The following is a 17772-nucleotide window of genomic DNA, read 5'->3' on the forward strand; positions in this document are numbered from 1 at the left end:
CGGGGCCGCACGGCGGGGCCACACGGCGGGGCCACACGGCGGGGCCACACGGCGGGGCCACACGGCGGGGCCACACGGCGGGGCCACACGGCGGGGCCACACGGCGGGTGCACCGACGCTCGGCTCCGCGGGCCGGGTGACATTCCGTCGCCCCATCGGTTACCGATGAGTAGACGGCGGCCGGCGGGGAAGTGCGCGGGGGAAGATCCACACTGTCCGGGGCCGTGCCCTAATGTGCCGAGTGCCCTGGCGGGATGCGGTTCGCGTGGCAGAATGTCACCCGCCGTGAAGCGCGGCGGTGTGCCGGAGGGAGGTGCGGCGGCGTGTCCGAAGCCGGTCGGCGCCGTCCGGGGCGCGCCCGTCCGGCCCTTGCCGCGCACCGGCTCGGCGCCAGGGCGACCGCGGCCCTCACCGCCGTCGCGCTGGGCGCGGCGGTGGCCGTGCCGGCGGCGATGATGTCCGGCGGGGAGCAGGTGAGCCGGCAGGCCGTCCGCGGCGCGTCCGCCGGGACGCTGGTCAACGCGCGCACCGACCAGATCCGCGGGCGCGAGTGGCACCTGAAGGCCCTGCGCGCCCAGAAGGCGTGGAAGTACTCCAAGGGGCGCGGCGTCACCGTCGCCGTCCTCGACACCGGCGTCGACGCGAACCACCCCGACCTCACCGGCCACGTGATCAGCGGCCCGGACCTCACCGGCGGCGTCCGCCGCCCCGGCACCCGCTACTGGGGCCTGCACGGGACGTCGATGGCCAGCATCATCTCGGGCCACGGCCACGGCCCCGGCCAGTCGCAGGGGATGCTGGGCGTCGCGCCGCTCAGCCACATCCTGTCCGTGCGCGTCACGCTGGAGAACGACGACCCGCTGCGGCGCGACGGGCAGCAGCAGAACGGCGCCGGCGAGCACGACGCCGTCGCCCAGGGCATCCGCTACGCGGTCGACCACGGCGCCGGCATCATCAACATGTCGCTCGGCGGCGGGCGCCAGTTCTACAACGGCACGGCGGCGCAGGAGAGCGCGATCAAGTACGCGCTGTCCAAGAACGTCGTGCTGATCGCGTCCGCGGGCAACGACGGTTCCGGCGCCAACCGCAAGAACTTCCCCGCCGCGTACCCGGGCGTGATCGCGGTCGGCGCCCTCGACCGCCGGCTGCGCCTGTGGAAGGACAGCAACCGCCGCTCCCACGCCGCCCTCTGCGCGCCCGGCGTGGACATCGTCAGCGCGGACGCCAGCAACGGCTACGTCGTCGGGACGGGCACGAGCGCGTCGTCGGCGATGGTCGCCGGGGTCGCCGCGCTCGTCCGGTCCCGCTACCCGAAGCTGACGCCGGCGGAGGTCAGGCAGGCGCTCATCCAGGGCTCCCCGGCCCGCCGCGGCCATCCGACCGGCTCGCCCACCTGCCGCGGGACGGTCGACGCGCTGCGCACCCTGTACGCCGCGCACGAGATCAACAAGACGTCCGCGGGGCCGGTGGAGACGCAGCCGCCCTCCCCGGCGCCGGCGCCGACCCCGGCCGCCGCGCTGCCCGAGCGCGACTCCGGCGTCCTGCTCCCGCTCGTCCTCGGCGGGGGCGGGCTGCTCGTCGTCCTCGGGCTCGTGCTCGGCTGGCGGCAGCGGCGCCGCCCGGAGGACGACACCGAGGAGACCGAGGACGTCCCCGAGTACGGCCTGCCGTCCGCTCCGGCGGTGCCGCGCGAACCCGCCGCGGTCGCGTCCGGCCCGCCCGCCGGGGAACCGGGCATGGCGCCGGTCAACGTGCCGCTGTGGCAGAACACGCAGGCGTATCAGGGGCCGCCCTTCGACCTTCCGCCCGCCGTCCCCGATGACGGCGCGCCGCCGGAATCCGAGCCTCCGGCCACGTCGCCCTGGGACGCGGGGACGTCCTCGTGGGGCTCCGACACCTCCGCGTGGGATTCCGACGCGGGCGCGTCCTCGTGGGATACGGAGGCGGGCGCCGAGCCCGACGCCCCCGAGGAGCCGCTGCCGCCGCCGATCGAGCCGAAGCAGCCGCCGATGGTGCCGCACGAGTTGCGCCCGTTCGTCCCCGGCGAGCACTCGTCCAACGGGACGAACGGTCACGGGTCCGGCAACGGGCACGATGTGCTCAACGGCCACGACCTGCTGAACGGCCATGGTGCGGGCAGCGGCCGCCACGCCGCCGACGTGGACGGCGCCGCCGCGGAGGACCCGCCGCCCCTCGATGACGACGACTGGGAGGCGTTCCGGCGCGGCGCCCTCGACCTCCCCGATCCGGGGACGACGGCCCCGCTCGCCCCGGAACCGCCCGCCGTACCTCCCATGGACGAGGCGGCCGCGGACGCGTTCCCGGCCGATGAGGAGCCGCCGCCCGGGCCCGTCCAGCCGGACGACCAGGCCGGCGACGACCCGCACGGACGGCGCTCGCGGCACGCCCGCCCGGCCGAGGACGAGGACTACCGGCCGCCCTGGTGGTGACCGCGCCCGCCGCCGCGGTACTCCGCCGGGCGTAGCGCGAGTGCCTCCGGCCAGACGATGCGGGCCCCCGTACCCGTCGCCGAGCATCGACGTATCCGCACACAGGAAGGGTCGATGAACCATGTTGACGACGTTGGCGACGCAGGCCGCGGCGATGCACCCCGGCGGCTGGCACGACGGGGACGCGCCCGCCTTCTGGCCGGTCTTCCCGATCACGTTCGGGCTGTTCTGGCTGGCCGTGCTGGGGGCGGCCTTCTATCTGATCCGCCGCAGGATGAACGCCACCGCCTCGGCGGCCGCGGCGGCGGCCGACCCGATGGCGAAGGCGCGCTCCGTCCTCGCCGAGCGGTTCGCCCGGGGCGAGATCGACGAGGAGGAGTACCTCATGCGCGTCTCCACCCTCCGCAACGGCGACTGACCGCGCCCGCGGCGCGGAATGAACCCGCTGAGAACTGACCACCGCCGCGAACCGGGCGGTGGTCAGTGCTGTGCCGGGGGCGGCCCGGCGTCCCCGGCGGAGGCCGGCCGGCGGGAGTCAGTCGGCGGCGGCCTCTTCGAAGATGCGGCCGATGCCGTCCGAATACTCCGGTGCCCGGGCGGCCGCGTCGGCGAAGCGGGTGAGCAGCCGGGCGAACTCGGCGCGCTCCTCCGCCGTCCAGCCGGCCATGAGGGCGTCCAAGTAGGCGCGGCGGGAGCGGTCGGAGACCCGTTTGACGCGCCGCCCGGCCTCGGTCAGCCCGAGGTTGGCGCGGCGTGCGTCGATGGGGGACGGGCGGCGCGACACCAGCCCGGCGTCGATCGCGTGGCCCACCAGCCGGCTCGCGGTGGACGGGTCGATCTCCAGCCGCTCCGCGACGGCGCCGACCGTCACCTCGCGCCGCCGCGCGGCGCACTCCGGCCTCTCGGCGGCGGCGGTGAGGGCGGCGACGGCGTTCACCACCATGAGGTTGGACAGCTGCAGCGGCCGTCCGTCCGGCCCGGCGGACGTCTGGGCGCGGATCCGCTTCATCAGGTCGGGCTTCGCCCACACGCGGCGCAGATGGAACAGCGCCGTCGCGATCTCGGTGAGGGCGGGGTCGCCCGGACCCTCGCGCGGCACCGGTGCGTCCGGCTCGGCGGGCCGTCCCGCGGCGGGGGTCTCCGTCGCCATGCAGGGTCTCCGTTCGCGTGTCGGGCGCCGGACGTTGCGAACTCCTCACTCTAACGCATGTAGTGTGCACATGTCTGGGACTCTCGGGACATGCGTTCGCGATGAGACACACGGTGCGAAAGAGCCGCAGGTGAAGCGGGATGTGATGCACTGAACCACCGGCCGCCGTTCCCCGGGAACCGCCGGAACTTGTCGGCCCGGACGCGTAGCATGGCACCCGCCCGAACCCGGACGAGCCGGGATCAGTAACCACAGAGGGGACCTGATGCGAGCGGCGAGCGCCCCCGACGGGCCCCGAGGTGACGGCCCCCCACAGGACGGAAGCATGGACGATGGCCGACCCCCGCGACCCCTGACCGAAGACGAGGGCGGTGCCGACGACGCCGCCTTCCCCGCCGGCCACCTCTCCGAGCGCGAACGGCGGATCCTCGCCTTCGAGCGGCAGTGGTGGAAGTACGCCGGAGCCAAGGAGCAGGCCATCCGCGAGCTGTTCGACATGTCGGCGACGCGGTACTACCAGCTCCTGAACATCCTGATCGATCGACCCGAGGCGCTCGAGTGCGATCCCATGCTCGTCAAGCGCCTCCGCCGGATGCGGTCACAGCGGCAGCGCAGCCGCGCCGCGCGCCGACTCGGCATCCGGCCGTGACCCCAGCACACTGGGGCACGTGACTTCTCCCCGCTCCGCGACGGCCGCCGGCGCCGGCGGCCTCGACGCCATCCGCAAGAACCCGGCCGGGGCCGTGCTCGGCTTCGACTTCGACGGCACGCTCGCGCCCATTGTGGACGATCCGGCCTCGGCCAGGGCCCATCCCGGCGCGGCCCCGGCCCTCGCCCGGCTGGCCCCGCTGGTCGGCTCGCTGGTGATCATCACGGGCCGTCCCGCCGCGACGGCCGTCGAGTACGGCGGCTTCGAGGGCATCGACGGGCTCGTCGTCCTCGGGCAGTACGGGCTCGAACGCTGGGAGTCGGGCGAGCTGACCGTGCCGGAGCCGCCGCCCGGCGTCGCCGAGGCCCGCGCGAAGCTGCCCGGCGTCCTCGCGGCCGCGGGCGCGCCGCCCGAGACGTACGTCGAGGACAAGGGGCAGGCGCTCGCCGTGCACACCCGGCGCTGCACCGAGCCGGAGGTCGCGCTCGAACGGCTGCGGAGCATCCTCGCCGCGCTCGCCGAGCGGACCGGGCTCACCGTGGAGCCGGGGCGGCTCGTCCTCGAACTGCGGCCGCCCGGCATGGACAAGGGGAGGGCGCTGCGCTCGTTCGTGGACGGCCTCGGCTTCCGTCCCTCCGCGGTGCTGTTCGCGGGGGACGACCTCGGCGACCTGGCCGCCTTCGACGCCGTCGAGGACCTGCGCGCGGAGGGGGTGCCGGGCGTGCTGGTGTGCAGCGGGTCCGCCGAGGTGACGGCGCTGGCCGAGCGGGCCGACCTGGTGGTCGACGGTCCGGACGGGGTGGTCGGCCTGATGGGCGAGCTGCTGGATTTCCCGCCCTGATCAGCGCCGTGTCGCCGGCCGAGTGAGCCGTGTTGTCGGCCGAGTGAGCCGTGTTGTCGGCCAAGTGACAAGAGTTCCGGATACGTTTATCGGATCTCGCGTGACTCTGGGGGTGCAGGTGGACCCGGAGTCCAATTGCGCCAAAATATGGTGAATTGCGGTAAGAGTGGTGCAGGGGGAGCCGCACGACATGGGGAGGCTTGATGGTGGAGACGGGTTCGGGAGCCCCGCGCCGTCCTGACGACATCAGGCATGCGCCCGCGCACGACCTCCCCAAGGCCACGCCCCGGGAGGGGACGCCCGTCCAGCCGGCGGGCGCGCCCATCCCGCCGGGCGCGCCGACGCGCCCGATCGTCCAGTCGCCCCCGTCCGGCGAGGCGCCCCCGCGCGTGTGGGGCACGCCCCCGGCGAGTGCCCCCGCCGGCCCCGGCGTGCCGCAACCCCCCGGACTCCCGCAGACCGTCCGCCTGCCTCGGCCCGGCACGCCCCCGGAGCAGACCGCCCCGCCGGCCGACCTGTCGCAGACGGGCGGCTGGCCGCGTATCGAAGCCCAGCCGGGCGGTGCTCCGCCATCGAGGGCGGCCGGCGCCGCACCGCCGCCCGACTTGCCGCAGCCGGGCGGCCGGCCTCGCGGTGAAGGCTCACCGCAGCCGGGCGGTTCCGCATCCGGGACGGCCGGCGAGGTGGAGGGCGCGGCGGCGGCCAACCGCTGGAGCGGGGTCGGTGGCTCGCCGTCCGCCGGACAGTCAGCCGGCTCGCCGCGTACCGGTGGAGGCACGCCGCCCGGCGGCGCGGAGTGGGCCGGGGTGCCCGAGGCGCAGGACGCCTACTCCGGACGCGAGGAGCGCTCGTCCACGACCGGGCCGATGGGCGTCCGGGAGACGAGCGGGGTGCAGGTCCGGCTCGGGTCGCTGGAGCAGGAGCGGGAACGGCGGGCGCGCCGCCGCGCGGGGCGCCGCAGCGGGCTCGTCGCGGCGGGGGTGCTCATCCTGGCCGGGCTGGTCACGATCGGGCTGATCCTGACGCCCGGCTCCGGAGACGACGACGGGACGGGCGCGGTGCCGGCCGGCGGCGAGCAGCGGCCGGGCGGGGACGCCGAGCTGCCGGACGCCGGTGCGCCGATCACGGTCGGCACGGCCGACGGGTCCAAATACAAGATCGCCACGGTGGGGGAGGGGGTCAGCGACGGCGTGGCGCCGACATCGCAGTCCGCGCCGCCGTCGGGGACGTCGTTCCCGTACATCGAGTACATCCTCAGCAACCCGTCCGGCAAGAAAGTCCTGCTCGACTTCCCCGGCGACGTGTTCGTCAAGCGGGACCTGGTCGTGCCGGACGCGCGGGGGCGGTGCATGCCGCAGGCCGGCGTCCCCGAGGACATGTGCACGCCGCCGACCAAGAGCCAGGTCGTGCGGCGCCTCGCGGGCGGCGAGCTGATCCCGGGGGACGGCGGCGACAAGTACATGCCGCCGGGCTCGGCCTTCCTGGTGCGCGCCACGGTGGACGTCCCCGTCGACCGCGACGTCAAGCGCTCCGACATGGGCCTGTACGTGTGGAAGCAGCTCTACATGGCCGACCAGCTCGCCAAGCAGGCGCCTTTCCCGAAGTGAACGCGAAACCGCCGCGGCTTTGATGCCGCGGCGGTTCCGGTCGGTGGGGCTCACTCGGCTTCGGGGTCGTCGGCGAGGATTCCGTAGAGGCGGCGGCGGGCGTCGTTGACGACGTCCAGCGCGCGCGCCTTCTGCGCCTCGCTGCCGACGGCCATCACCTGGTGGAGGGCGCCCATCAGCTGGCCGATGGCCTCGCGTCCGCGCAGGACGTTCTCGCCGGCGGCCTCGGTGACCTCGTCCCAGGGGGCGACGGTCTGCGCCGCCGCCTCTTCCCGGCCCGCGTCGGTGAGGGAGAACAGGCGCTTGCCGCTCTGCTCCTCGCTGCCGACCTTGCCCTCGTCCTCCAGCATCTGGAGGGTCGGGTAGACCGAGCCGGGGCTCGGGCGCCAGACCCCGCCGGTGCGGGCGTCCAGCTCCTGGATCATCTCGTAGCCGTGCATGGGGCGCTCGGCGAGCAGGGCGAGCAGCGCCGCGCGGACGTTGCCGCGCCGCGTCCGCCGTCCGCGTCCACCGCGCCCGCGGTGTCCGGGCCCGAACCCGGGACCACCGGGACCCCACGGGCCGAACGGGTCTCCGCGCCGGCCGCGGACCTCGGGCCTGCGGCCCCCACCACGCCTGGTCTTCATGTGCTCATGCATCGCAGTCTCCTAACTCTATTGATCGGTTGCGATGCATTAACGATATATCGGAATAGCTCGCGATGCAACACCAACCGTCCAAGCTTCTTGACCGGGCCCCGCGCGGGCCACCGGGGCACACGCGCACGCAGCGACCGGAGCCCTCCCTGGCTCGCGCTGTTTGGCCTGGTTATCCCCAGAGCAGCGTTCTGCTTCCGCGCATGGCGGGCGTGCTTGACCATGGGGGTAAGCGGGTCCGCCCCCGGGCGGGAGGGGCCTGCTTTTCAACACCGCGAGACGCTTCGGCACGGCGAGACGCGCCACCCCGCGAAGACCCGCGGCCTCCCCAAGGTGGGGCGCTGGTCCGTCCCCAGAGCAGCGGCGGGTGTCCGGTGGGGTGTCCGGTGGGGCGTTCGGGTGTGCCGGCGTGGGGTTAGAGAGTGACCTTGAGGTTGTCGAGGATGTCCTTGGTGGCGTTGCGGTCGTCGGTCTCCTTGACGCGGATCCACAGGCCGAACTTGCCGGACTTGTCCTTGAGACCGATCTCGGTCACCGAGGGCGTGCCGGTCTTGCACGCCGTGAAGCGGGTGATCGTCCCGTTGAGGGCGCCGTCCGGAGTGGTGTAGTTCTCCGGCGCGGCCTTCGTGCACTGCGGGTGGTTGGACGCGCTCGGCGGCGGGAGCTGGCCGGGGCGCACGTCCGTGGTCACGCCGATGAAGACGCCGGGACCATTGCCGTTGCCCAGGAACGCGGCCTTGTTCGGCGTCGCGCGCAGCACGGGCCGCGGCTGGGCGTCGTTCAGCCGGACCGTGGACGGCGTCCACGTCTGCTCCTGGTCCAGCGGCCACGCCTTCGGCACCGCCGTCTTGATCTTGCCGGCCTTGTCGGAGGCCGCGACGAAGTCCTTGGGGATCGCCGGCTTCTTCTTCCCCTCGTCGTCCTTGCCGTCGCCGCCGGAGAACAGCACGCCGAGCGTCAGCCCGCCGATCAGTGCCACGGCCAGCACCACCGCGGTGATGATCAGGGGCGTGACGAACTTCTTGGGCGGCCCCCCGCCGCCGGAGAGCCTGCCCATCAGGCCGCCCTGCCTGCCGCCCGGCCCTTGGGCCTGGCCTTGGACGGGGCCGGGGGGCGGGGGCTGGAAGCCCGTCGGCGGTGGCGGGCCGCCGTAGGGGCCCATCGGCTGCGCGGGGCCGCCGCCGCCCTGCGGAGGCGGCTGGGTCGGGAACACGGCGGTCTTGTTGTCCCCGCCCGGCGGCGGCGCCTGGTACGACACCGTGCGGTCGTTGTCGTTGTCCGGGGCCGTCGGGCCCTCGCCCTGCCGGAACGGCGCGGGGCGTCCGGCGGGGTCGTCCACGATCGTCGCCTGCCCGCCGCCCGGAACCGGAGGGCCTTGCGGGACGCGCATCTCGGAGGTGCGGACGTCGTCCTCGGCGGGCTGGTCGAGCCGCGTCCGCATCTCGGCCGGGGCACCGGCCTGCCCCGGCGCGCCGGCCTGTCCGGGACCGGGCGCCTGCTGCCCGGGACCGGGCGGCTGCTGGGCGGGGCCCGGCGCGGGCGGGCGCGCCTGGGAGCCGTCGCGGTAGAAGTCCTGGACGGTGGCGTCCGCGTCGATCCGCGGGGCCGGCGCGCCGGACACGGGGGTGGGCGCGGCCGGGGCCGTCGTCGGGCGCAGCGTGGACAGCGCCTCCGCGAACGCCTCCGCGGTCGGCCACCGCTTCTCCCGCTCCACCTCCAGTGCCCGCATGATCACCTGGTCGAAGGCGGGGGTCAGCCCCTCGCGCAGCTCGCTCGGCGGCGTCTTCACCGGCGCCGGGCCCGGGGCCCGCCCGGTCAGCATGTGGTAGGTCAGCGCGCCCAGCCCGTACACGTCGGCCCGGACGTCGAGCCCGCCGCCGAACCGCGCCTGCTCCGGCGACATGTACCCGGGCGTGCCGACCGGCAGCGTGAACGCCCCGGACGCGTGCGCCAGCGCCTTCGCCAGGCCCAGATCGGCGATGAGCAGCTTCTCGCCGCCGTCCCGCGTCGACTGGAACAGCACGTTGGACGGCTTGAGGTCGCGGTGGATCACCCCGAGGGTGTTGATCACCTCGACGCCGTGGGCGATCTGCTCCGCGAGCGCCACGACGTCGCTGACCGGAAGTGGCCGTTCCCGCATGCGGTCGGCCAGCGTCCCGCGGTCCGCGTACGACATGACGAAGTACGGGCGCCCGTCCGGGAGTTCTCCTATGTCGTGCACGCGGACGAGCCGCTCGGAGTCGGCGCGGCGCAGGATCCGGGCCTCCTCGAGGAACCGGTTGCGCACGTCCAGATCGTCCACCAGGTTGCTGTTCAGCACCTTGATGGCGACCTGTGACTCCAGGGCGTCGTCGTGCCCCAGCCACACAGAGGCGAACGCCCCCGAACCCAGGACGCGATCGATTCGGTAACGGCCTACAGCTGGTGGGAATGACACTCCCGTATCATCCCAGCAAACGGGGTGAGCCCGCGAACGAGCAATGAGGCGGCATGGCATTCGACGAGAGGACCGAGGAGCTGGCGGTGAAGGCCGCGCAGGGCGACCAGGGCGCCCTCAACGAGCTCCTCCGCAAGATCGAGCCGGACGTTCTCCGGCACACCTCCCGGTTCCTGCCCTGCCGGCAGGACGCCGAAGAGGCCTGCCAGGACGCGTTGCTCCAGGTCGCGCGGAACATCCACCGGTTCGAGGGCCGGTCGCGGTTCAGCACCTGGCTGCACGTCGTCGTCGCCAACTCGGCGCGCTCCACCTACCGGTCGCTGAAGCGGCGCTCGGTGGAGCAGGCGGGCGAGCTCCCCCAGCAGCGCCCCGACCCGCGCCGGACCAGCGTCATCGCCGGGTCGCGGGTCGACATCCTCGACGCCATGGAAGACCTGGAGGCCCGCAAGCCGGACCTCATCCAGGCCCTCGTCCTGCGGGACGTGTCGCAGCTGGAGTACGCGGAGATCGCCGAGCAGCTCAAGCTGCCGCTCGGCACGGTCAAGTCCCGCATCCACGAGGCGCGCAAGCAGGTCAGGCAGACGCTGGGCGAGTCCTACACCTGACCGCCGGCCGACCGGACGGCCCGTCAAAGGTCGGTAATCGCGCGGTAACGGTGCGTCTAGAATCGGTGCCGTGAACTGCGCGTCTGCAGCAGCATGCGGTGCATGCCATCAGGACCGGCCTCCCGCCACGACCGCCCGATCTTCGTTCTCGGCTGCGCCCGTTCCGGGACGACCCTGCTGCGGCTGATGCTCCACTCGCATCCGCGCATCGCACTGCCGACGGAGACCAAGTTCGTCCTCCCCGCCTATACGGCGCGGTGCGAATTCGGTGACCTCAGGGAGAGCAAGAACAGGCGCGCGCTCGCCGAGTGGATCACCGGCGACCGGTCGACCAAGTTCCGCGAGCTCGGCCTCGACGCCGGCGAGGTCGCCGAGGCGATCGCCGCCGGGCCGCCGACGATCGGCTCGGCGCTCGGCGCCGTGTTCCGCGCCTACGCGCGCCTGCACGGCAAGGCGCGCTGGGGCGACAAGCGCCCGAGCTACATCCGGTACGCCGGGCCGCTGCTGCGCATGTTCCCGGACGCGCAGTTCGTCCACCTCGTCCGGGACGGCCGGGACTGCGTCGCGTCCCTGCTGGAGATGCCCTGGTACGACGGCGACGTCCACCACGCCGTGTCGCTGTGGCGCGAGACGATCGACCAGGGCCGCCGGCTCGCCGCGCGGCTCGGCCCCGACACCTACTACGAGCTGCAGTACGAGCGGCTCGTCGCCGACCCCGCCGACGAGCTGACCCGGCTCTGCGGCTTCCTCGGCGAGGACTTCGACCCCGCGATGACGCACCCCGAGGGCCTCGCGCGGCAGACCGTCCCGTCCCGCAAGCGGTGGCACGGCCGGACGCACGACGCCGTCACCACCAACCGCATCGGCTCCTGGGCGGAGCGGCTCGACCCGTGGGAGATCAGCCTGGCGGAGGCCGCGTTCGGCGAACGGCTCGCCGAATACGGGTACGAGCCGAGCGGGCTGCCGCGGCCGTCCGCGTCGCAGCTCGCCCACTTCACCCGCGTCAGCGCGCACCGCCGCATGGCGCAGAGCAAGGACGCGCTGCGCGAACGCTGGAAGCAGCGGCACGAACCGAACCCGGTCGACTGCCGCCTGGTCGCCGAACCCTCCGCCAGCACCGCCTGAAGCCCGCGGCGTGCCGCCCTCCTTGCCCGGAGAGGGCGGCACGCCGCATCTTCATGCGGCGCCGTCGCGGGCGGACGCTCCCCGCGCGGCCGGGCCGACCCGTCCGGCCGGCCGGCCGGCGCCCGGTCAGTCGAGCGCGGCGAGCTGCCCGGCGAACCAGCGTTGCGGAGGCAGCGCCGTGGCGGCGGCGGCGAGCCGGGCGCAGCGCTCGGCCCGCTCCGTGCGCGGCATCAGCAGCGCCTGGTGCAGCGTCTCCGCCGTCTGCGTCACGTCGAACGGGTTCACCATCAGCGCGTCCTCGGACAGCTCCGACGCCGCGCCGGCCTCCCGCGACAGGACGAGCGCGCACCCCTGCTCCGACAGGACGGGCCCCTCCTTCGCGACGAGGTTCATGCCGTCCCGGATCGGATTGACCAGCAGGACGTCCGCCAGGCCGTAGGCGGCGAGCGACCGCGGATAGTCGTCGTTCACCTGCAGGATCAGCGGCTCCCAGTCCGGGCCGCCGAACTCGTCGGTGATCTGCTCGGCCATCCGTTGGACGGCCGCGGTGTACTCGCGGTACTCGGGCAGGTCGTAGCGGGACGGGTAGGCGAACGCCAGGTGCACCACGCGTCCGCGCCACTCCGGATGGTTGGTGAGCATCTCGCGGTAGGCGGCGAGACCGCGCACGATGTTCTTCGACAGCTCCGTCCGGTCGATCCGCACGATGAGCCGGCGGTCGCCCACCTGCTCCCTCAGCGCGCGCGCCCGGTCGACGACGTCCTGCTGGGAGGCGCGCTTGCGCAACGCCGCTTCGTCGACGCCGAGGCCGTGGACGCCCACGTGCGTGGTGTGCCCTCCGCAGGTGACGGTCCGGGCCGCCCGGTCGACGCGTGCGCCGGGCACGAGTTCGCAGCAGTCGAGGAAGGCCGAAGCCCACCGCTCGGTGAGGAACCCCGCGTGGTCGGCGCCGAGTATCCCGCGGAGGACCTGGACCCCGATGTCGTCAGGCAGCAGCCTGTAGTACTCGGGCGGAGCCCAAGGCGTGTGGGAGAAGTGCACGATCTTCAGGTCGGGACGCCGATCCCGGAGCATCTGCGGAGCGAGCGACAGGTGGTAGTCCTGGATCGCGGTCTTCGCTCCCTGGGAGGCGTCTCGCGCCAGGGCGTCCGCGAACGCCGCGTTGTACGCCTCATAGGACTGCCAGTCGCGCCGTGCGCGCGCATCGAAATGCGGGCTGCGCGGAGTGTCGTACAGCAGATGGTGGACGAACCACAGCGTCGAGTTGGCCACCGCGTTGTAGGCACGGTCGAACGTGGCGGGCGGGATGTCGAGCATCCGCACCGCCGCGCCCCCGGTGTCGTATCCCGCCTGGTCTATGCGGCCGTCCGGTGAACGGCGTGCGGCCGTCCGGTCGGCCTCGTTGAGGCTGGCGCACACCCACAGCACGTCCGGGTCTTCGCCGGACGGCGCGGAGCCTTGGCCGGACGGCGGCGGCGTGCCCGCGGGCTCCAGCGGACGCGGCGGTCCGGGGTCGCGCGGGGCGCCGGTGACGGCGGCCAGGCCCGATACCAGCCCGCCTCCGCCGCGCCGCATGGCGAGCTCCCCGTCCTCCGATAGCGAGAACGACACCGGGCCGCGGTTGGATGCCACCAGCACTTGGCTCATACCGGAAGGGTCTCAGTTGCGACCGGGGCGCTCCACAGTGACCCGCGTGGTTTCCGCCACGGCCGGACCCCCTGGATTAGCGCGGCGCGCCGAGGGTAGACGGGCGGAATGAGCAGGTCCGAGACGAGGAAGACCGTGCTCGTCGCCGGTGCGGCCAACCTCATCCTCGCGATCACCAAGCTGATCGCCGGCCTGCTGGCCGGGTCCAGCGCGATGCTCGCGGAAGGCGCCCACTCGATCGCCGACACCCTCAACCAGAGCTTCCTGTTCGCCTCGCTGCGGCGCAGCGAACGTCCCCCCGACAAGCGCCACCCCTTCGGATACGGCAACGAGCGGTACGTCTGGTCGCTGCTCGCCGCGTTCGGGATCTTCATCGCCGGAGCCGGGTTCTCGATCTTCGAGGGGATCCTGACCATGACCGGCCACGGCGGCACCGGCACGGCGGTCTGGCTCGCCTACGCCGTGCTCGCCCTCGCCGCCGTCCTGGAGGGGGCGTCCTTGATCCGCGCCTTCCACCAGGCGCGCATGGAGACCCGCGAATCGGACCACGAACTGGTCGAACACGTCCGCCGGTCGCCCGACCTGACGTTCAAGACCGCGCTGTTCGAGGACAGCGCCGCGATGATCGGGATCGCGCTCGCCGCCGGCGGGCTGGTGCTCCGGCAGATCACCGGGTCGGAGTTCTGGGACGGGCTCGCGTCCGTCCTCATCGGGGTGCTGCTCGCCGGGCTGGCGCTGCTGATCGGGCGGGAGAGCACCGTCCTGCTCATCGGGCGGGCGGCCGACCCGGAGGCGCAGCGCGAGATCCGCGCGGAGATCCTCGGCGCGCCCGGCGTGACCGGCGTGGACGAGCTGCTCACCATGCACTTCGGGCCCGAGCAGCTGCTCGTCGCCGCCAAGGTCCACTTCTCCGACGCCATCAGCGCCGACCAGGCCGAGGACGTCGCGGGGGAGATCGACCGGCGGCTCCGGGAGCGGCTCCCCATCGTCCGGCACGTGTTCCTCGACCCGACCCAGCGCTCCGTGCGCAAGGAGTCGCCCGCGTGATCAAGACCTCGGCCGGGTAATGTCTCACTCGGTGGACCTACCTGTCTGGCATCCGGTCAGTTCATGTAAAGTCACGCATACGAGCCAAAGCGCTCGTAGTCGAACAACTGAATACCGCTCATCCAGAGGGGTGGAGGGACCGGCCCTGTGAAGCCCCGGCAACCACCCGGCTGAGGCGCGCTCGCGATCCTGCGAGGCCGGCCGGGAGATGGTGCCAACTCCGGCCTGCGACCAAGGTGGCGCAGGAAAGATGGGGAGAAAGGCCTCGCTTTCATGGCACTCACGCCTGCCACAGACCTCGGACCGGCTACCGCCCTCGTCTGCCGCGAATGCGGCTCCACCCGCGACCTCGGGCCCTTCTACGCCTGCGAGGAGTGTTTCGGCCCCCTGGAGATCGCCTACGACTTCGGGGGCGTCACCAGGGAGTCCATCGAGTCCGGGCCGCGCAACATCTGGCGGTACCGGGGGCTGCTGCCCGTCCCGTCCAACGTCGCGGACACGCCCAACACCGAGCCCGGCCTGACCCGCCTCGTCCGCGCCGACAACCTCGCGGAGAGCCTCGGGCTGCAGAGCCTGTGGGTGAAGGACGACAGCGGCAACCCGACCCACTCGTTCAAGGACCGCGTCGTCGCCGTCGCGCTCGCCGCCGCCCGCGAACTCGGCTTCAAGGTGCTGGCCTGCCCGTCCACCGGCAACCTCGCCAACGCGGTCGCCGCCGCCGCGGCCCGCGCCGGGATCCGCAGCGCCGTGTTCGTCCCGTCGAACCTCGAAGCCCAGAAGATCATCACGACGGCCGTGTACGGCGGGACGTTCGTGACCGTCGACGGCAACTACGACGACGTCAACCGGCTCGCCTCCGAGATCGCCGGCGAGCAGGACGACTGGGCGTTCGTGAACGTCAACGTCCGCCCCTACTACGCGGAGGGCTCCAAGACGCTCGGCTACGAGATCGCCGAGCAGCTCGGCTGGCGGCTCCCGGACCAGATCGTCGTCCCGGTCGCGTCCGGCTCCCAGCTCACCAAGATCGACAAGGCGTTCCAGGAGCTGATCAAGCTCGGCCTGGTCGAGGACCGGCCGTACCGCGTGTTCGGCGCCCAGGCCGCCGGCTGCGGCCCGGTCGCCGCCGCGTTCAAGGCCGGGCACGACGTGGTCCGCCCGGTGAAGCCCGACACGATCGCCAAGTCCCTCGCCATCGGCAACCCCGCCGACGGCCCCTACGTCCTGGACATCGCCCGCCGCACGAACGGCGCCGTCGAGGACGTCACCGACGCCGAGGTCGTCGAGGGCATCCGCCTCCTCGCCCGGACCGAGGGGATCTTCGGCGAGACCGCCGGCGGCGTCACCGTCGCCACCCTCCGCAAGCTGATCGGCGCGGGCACCCTCGACCCGTCCGCCGAGACCGTGATCATCAACTCCGGGGACGGCCTGAAGACCCTGGACGCCGTCTCCCCGGTCGTCGCACCGTCCGCGAACATCGTCCCGTCCCTGGAGGCGTTCCGCGCCGCCGGCCTCGCCTGAGAAAAGGAGCATCCATGAGCGTTTCCGTGCGCATCCCGACGATCCTGCGGACCTACACCGGCGGCGAGTCCGAGGTGAAGGCCGAGGGCGCCACCCTGCGCGCCGTCGTCGCCGACCTGGAGACGAACTACAGCGGCATCTCCGCCCGCATCCTGGACGACGCGGGCAAGATCCGCCGCTTCGTGAACGTCTACGTCGGCGACGAGGACGTCCGCTTCGCCGACGGCCTCGACACCCCCACCCCTGACGGCGCCCAGATCTCCATCATCCCCGCCGTCGCCGGCGGCTGACGCCCGCGGTGGCCCGGCCGACCCGCGGCCGGGCCACCGACGCACCGTCCCGAACGCCGTCCCCGCCATTTCACTCATCCGGAACCGCTGATTCCGCACGGCGACTCATTGTCAGGCCGCCCCCCTTCGGGAATCATTGCGGTCGATCCCGTAACAGTCGTCGACGCTACCGGCAATAAGCATGGGGTTACGGGCGCGGACTGCCGGAGGAGGGCGAGATGGGTGCTCCCGGGGACTGGGCGCTCGGCTGGCTCCTTGTGTGGGGCGTGGCCGTCGGATTTCTGTGGCTCCCGCGTCGGTACAGCTCATGGGTGGTGCGCATAGCGGGAACGAGCTTTGTCCGTGCCGGCCTCCTCACGCTGGCGGTGCACCTGGTGGGTGCTCTGCTGTTCATTTCCGCGACATTTCTCATCGACGACCTGCTCGTGACGGATTCCCCGACGTGGCCTGCCGCCGTCCTGTTCGTGCTGGCGGGCATGGTCTATTCACCGTTCGTGGGCATGGGGTTGCACGTACGGAACCTGGACCCGGTCGGGGACATCCGGCTAGCCCTCAAAGAAGCCGGTGCGACGCTCGGGCAGGAACGGGCGGTTGCCTGGACGGGCGGACTGCTGGCGTTCTTCGGGATGACGGCCATTTTTCTCGCCACGCTGGCCCTTTTCGGATGACTGACGCCGCCGACATCGGCCCCACCGCGGACAATCTCCGCGAAGCCGGTGGACAGCGTGACGATTGAAGGGCGCGCATGGTGCGAGTCGCCCGCAACTCCGTCCTGACCACCGGCCGGCTCGCCACGCCGCTCGCTCGATGGCCGTCTGTGCGCTCCCTGCATCGTCGGCGACGGGGAGGTCGTTGAGCGGCTCGCGTTGATGACGCGCTGGGCTCCTCTTACCTTTGATTGTGGGACGTCCGGAACAGACCGTCGCTCGGCGCCCCAAGCCGGTGCACGTGTTCGCGATCGTTGCGCGGATGGATGCGGACGATCACGCACCGTGGGGTGCGGCGACACGCCTGCGAGGTTCCCGGAGTGGTTTCGCCGCAGGTGGGAAGGGGTCTGGGCAGGTAGGCGACGCTTCCGCCGGCGAGGATGTGTGGCGCTTGCACTCGGCAGGGTGGAGTGACCAAGAGGAGTAGCGCACTCTCGCTGACCTGCGAACGGACGGCTCCACCATGCACGGACGGGGCTGTCCGTTCCGTGATTGTTCCGCGCTTGGCGATCTGGTTCGATGACCGTGCGGGATTGGGCGCGTGTGGTGAGGTGGGTTGGGATGAACGAGCGTGCGGTCATCCTGAATGAGTTGGCGCAAGGGATGGCCCCGATTGCCCAGGGTGTCGAGTGGTTCGAGGGACTGAACGACACTGAGCAGTTCGACGCCTTGCGCGATCTCGCGGCCTTCTGCGTTCAGGCGCGCGCCACCGCTGAGGACGGGCCGGAGAGCATCCGCAGAGCCGGAATCCGCCCCACCCACACTCCGGCCGTGCTGATCACGCGCGGGCGTATCGGGGAGCAACTAGCAAAGATCATCAACTTGCGGCAGGACGAGCGGGTTAAGGCGTTCCGCCTTCTGGTGGCGCTCCTTGGCGTTGCTGACGAGCGGCGGCGTGAGCACTGTTGCATCGAGCGGTGCGCCCATGCTTGGCACCACCTCCAGGCCTGATCCCGCAGGTGCCTTGGCCAGCGGCGGAGCCGCTGTTCTTCCCCCACCTTCCTCCCCCGGCCCCGACGAGACCTGTACCTAGCGACGGACAGGTTCCGTCAAGGGTGGCCGTA

General features: G+C 72.7%; 16 protein-coding genes and 1 riboswitch. Of the genes, 12 read left to right on the forward strand and 4 right to left on the reverse strand.

Translation table 11 applies throughout. From position 1 onward, the window contains the following. The first annotated feature begins 323 nt into the window (after positions 1-323). Positions 324-2450 (forward strand): S8 family peptidase, encoded by a 2127-nt coding sequence (locus ABTW95_RS32485; RefSeq protein ID WP_500228291.1) that lies wholly within the window; start codon positions 324-326, stop codon positions 2448-2450. 121 nt (positions 2451-2571) lie between these two features. Beyond that, positions 2572-2868, forward strand: a complete 297-nt coding sequence (locus ABTW95_RS32490) for an SHOCT domain-containing protein (protein WP_396450326.1) — start codon at positions 2572-2574, stop codon at positions 2866-2868. A 117-nt stretch (positions 2869-2985) separates the two neighbouring features. Here ABTW95_RS32490 and ABTW95_RS32495 read toward each other — a convergent pair whose 3' ends face one another. Then, complete coding sequence (locus ABTW95_RS32495; protein ID WP_396450325.1) at positions 2986-3600, reverse strand: MarR family winged helix-turn-helix transcriptional regulator; 615 nt, start codon at positions 3598-3600, stop codon at positions 2986-2988. Between the two features lie 325 nt (positions 3601-3925). Between ABTW95_RS32495 and ABTW95_RS32500 the strand changes: the two genes are divergently transcribed. From ABTW95_RS32500 to ABTW95_RS32510, 3 genes are all read left to right on the forward strand, one after another. Next, positions 3926-4249: a DUF3263 domain-containing protein gene (locus ABTW95_RS32500; protein ID WP_396450323.1), complete on the forward strand. Its 324-nt coding sequence runs from the start codon at positions 3926-3928 to the stop codon at positions 4247-4249. A gap of 19 nt (positions 4250-4268) precedes the next feature. Beyond that, positions 4269-5090: a trehalose-phosphatase gene (gene otsB / locus ABTW95_RS32505; protein ID WP_500228292.1), complete on the forward strand. Its 822-nt coding sequence runs from the start codon at positions 4269-4271 to the stop codon at positions 5088-5090. Positions 5091-5896: 806 nt separating this feature from the next. Continuing rightward, the gene (locus tag ABTW95_RS32510; protein ID WP_500228293.1) at positions 5897-6697 is read left to right on the forward strand and encodes a hypothetical protein; all 801 of its coding nucleotides are present in this window, start codon (positions 5897-5899) and stop codon (positions 6695-6697) included. A gap of 50 nt (positions 6698-6747) precedes the next feature. Here the strand turns inward: ABTW95_RS32510 and ABTW95_RS32515 are convergent, their stop codons facing one another. Continuing rightward, positions 6748-7335, reverse strand: coding sequence for a PadR family transcriptional regulator (locus ABTW95_RS32515; RefSeq protein WP_396450317.1), 588 nt, complete (start codon positions 7333-7335; stop codon positions 6748-6750). A 412-nt stretch (positions 7336-7747) separates the two neighbouring features. Further along, the gene (locus ABTW95_RS32520) at positions 7748-9829 is read right to left on the reverse strand and encodes a serine/threonine-protein kinase (RefSeq protein WP_500228294.1); all 2082 of its coding nucleotides are present in this window, start codon (positions 9827-9829) and stop codon (positions 7748-7750) included. On the opposite strand from ABTW95_RS32520, the gene ABTW95_RS32525 reads away from it, so the two are divergent. Together ABTW95_RS32525 and ABTW95_RS32530 are read left to right on the forward strand one after the other, a co-directional pair. Beyond that, on the forward strand, positions 9823-10374 hold the full coding sequence (locus tag ABTW95_RS32525) for an RNA polymerase sigma factor (RefSeq protein ID WP_396450313.1): 552 nt from the start codon (positions 9823-9825) through the stop codon (positions 10372-10374). The two genes, ABTW95_RS32520 and ABTW95_RS32525, sit on opposite strands and share 7 nt — an antisense overlap. Before the next feature lie 102 nt (positions 10375-10476). Beyond that, positions 10477-11499 carry a sulfotransferase family protein gene (locus ABTW95_RS32530; RefSeq protein WP_500228295.1) on the forward strand — a complete coding sequence of 341 codons (1023 nt, stop codon included), beginning with the start codon at positions 10477-10479 and terminating at the stop codon, positions 11497-11499. A gap of 126 nt (positions 11500-11625) precedes the next feature. Here the strand turns inward: ABTW95_RS32530 and ABTW95_RS32535 are convergent, their stop codons facing one another. Beyond that, the gene (locus ABTW95_RS32535) at positions 11626-13146 is read right to left on the reverse strand and encodes an alpha,alpha-trehalose-phosphate synthase (UDP-forming) (protein ID WP_500228296.1); all 1521 of its coding nucleotides are present in this window, start codon (positions 13144-13146) and stop codon (positions 11626-11628) included. A 108-nt stretch (positions 13147-13254) separates the two neighbouring features. On the opposite strand from ABTW95_RS32535, the gene ABTW95_RS32540 reads away from it, so the two are divergent. From ABTW95_RS32540 to ABTW95_RS32560, 5 genes are all read left to right on the forward strand, one after another. Next, a complete protein-coding gene (locus tag ABTW95_RS32540; RefSeq protein ID WP_500228297.1) occupies positions 13255-14193 on the forward strand; it encodes a cation diffusion facilitator family transporter in 939 nt (312 codons plus the stop codon). 115 nt (positions 14194-14308) lie between these two features. Next, a riboswitch (SAM riboswitch) is annotated at positions 14309-14450 on the forward strand. 16 nt (positions 14451-14466) lie between these two features. After that, complete coding sequence (thrC, locus tag ABTW95_RS32545) at positions 14467-15711, forward strand: threonine synthase (protein WP_396450303.1); 1245 nt, start codon at positions 14467-14469, stop codon at positions 15709-15711. A 14-nt stretch (positions 15712-15725) separates the two neighbouring features. Continuing rightward, complete coding sequence (locus tag ABTW95_RS32550) at positions 15726-16001, forward strand: MoaD/ThiS family protein (protein WP_396450301.1); 276 nt, start codon at positions 15726-15728, stop codon at positions 15999-16001. 218 nt (positions 16002-16219) lie between these two features. Beyond that, positions 16220-16669: a hypothetical protein gene (locus ABTW95_RS32555; protein ID WP_500228298.1), complete on the forward strand. Its 450-nt coding sequence runs from the start codon at positions 16220-16222 to the stop codon at positions 16667-16669. A 600-nt stretch (positions 16670-17269) separates the two neighbouring features. Then, positions 17270-17659 (forward strand): DUF5958 family protein, encoded by a 390-nt coding sequence (locus tag ABTW95_RS32560; RefSeq protein WP_500228299.1) that lies wholly within the window; start codon positions 17270-17272, stop codon positions 17657-17659. Positions 17660-17772 lie beyond the last annotated feature (113 nt).

This window comes from Spirillospora sp. NPDC127506, from assembly GCF_040302145.1.
Taxonomy (GTDB): Bacteria; Actinomycetota; Actinomycetes; order Streptosporangiales; family Streptosporangiaceae; genus Spirillospora.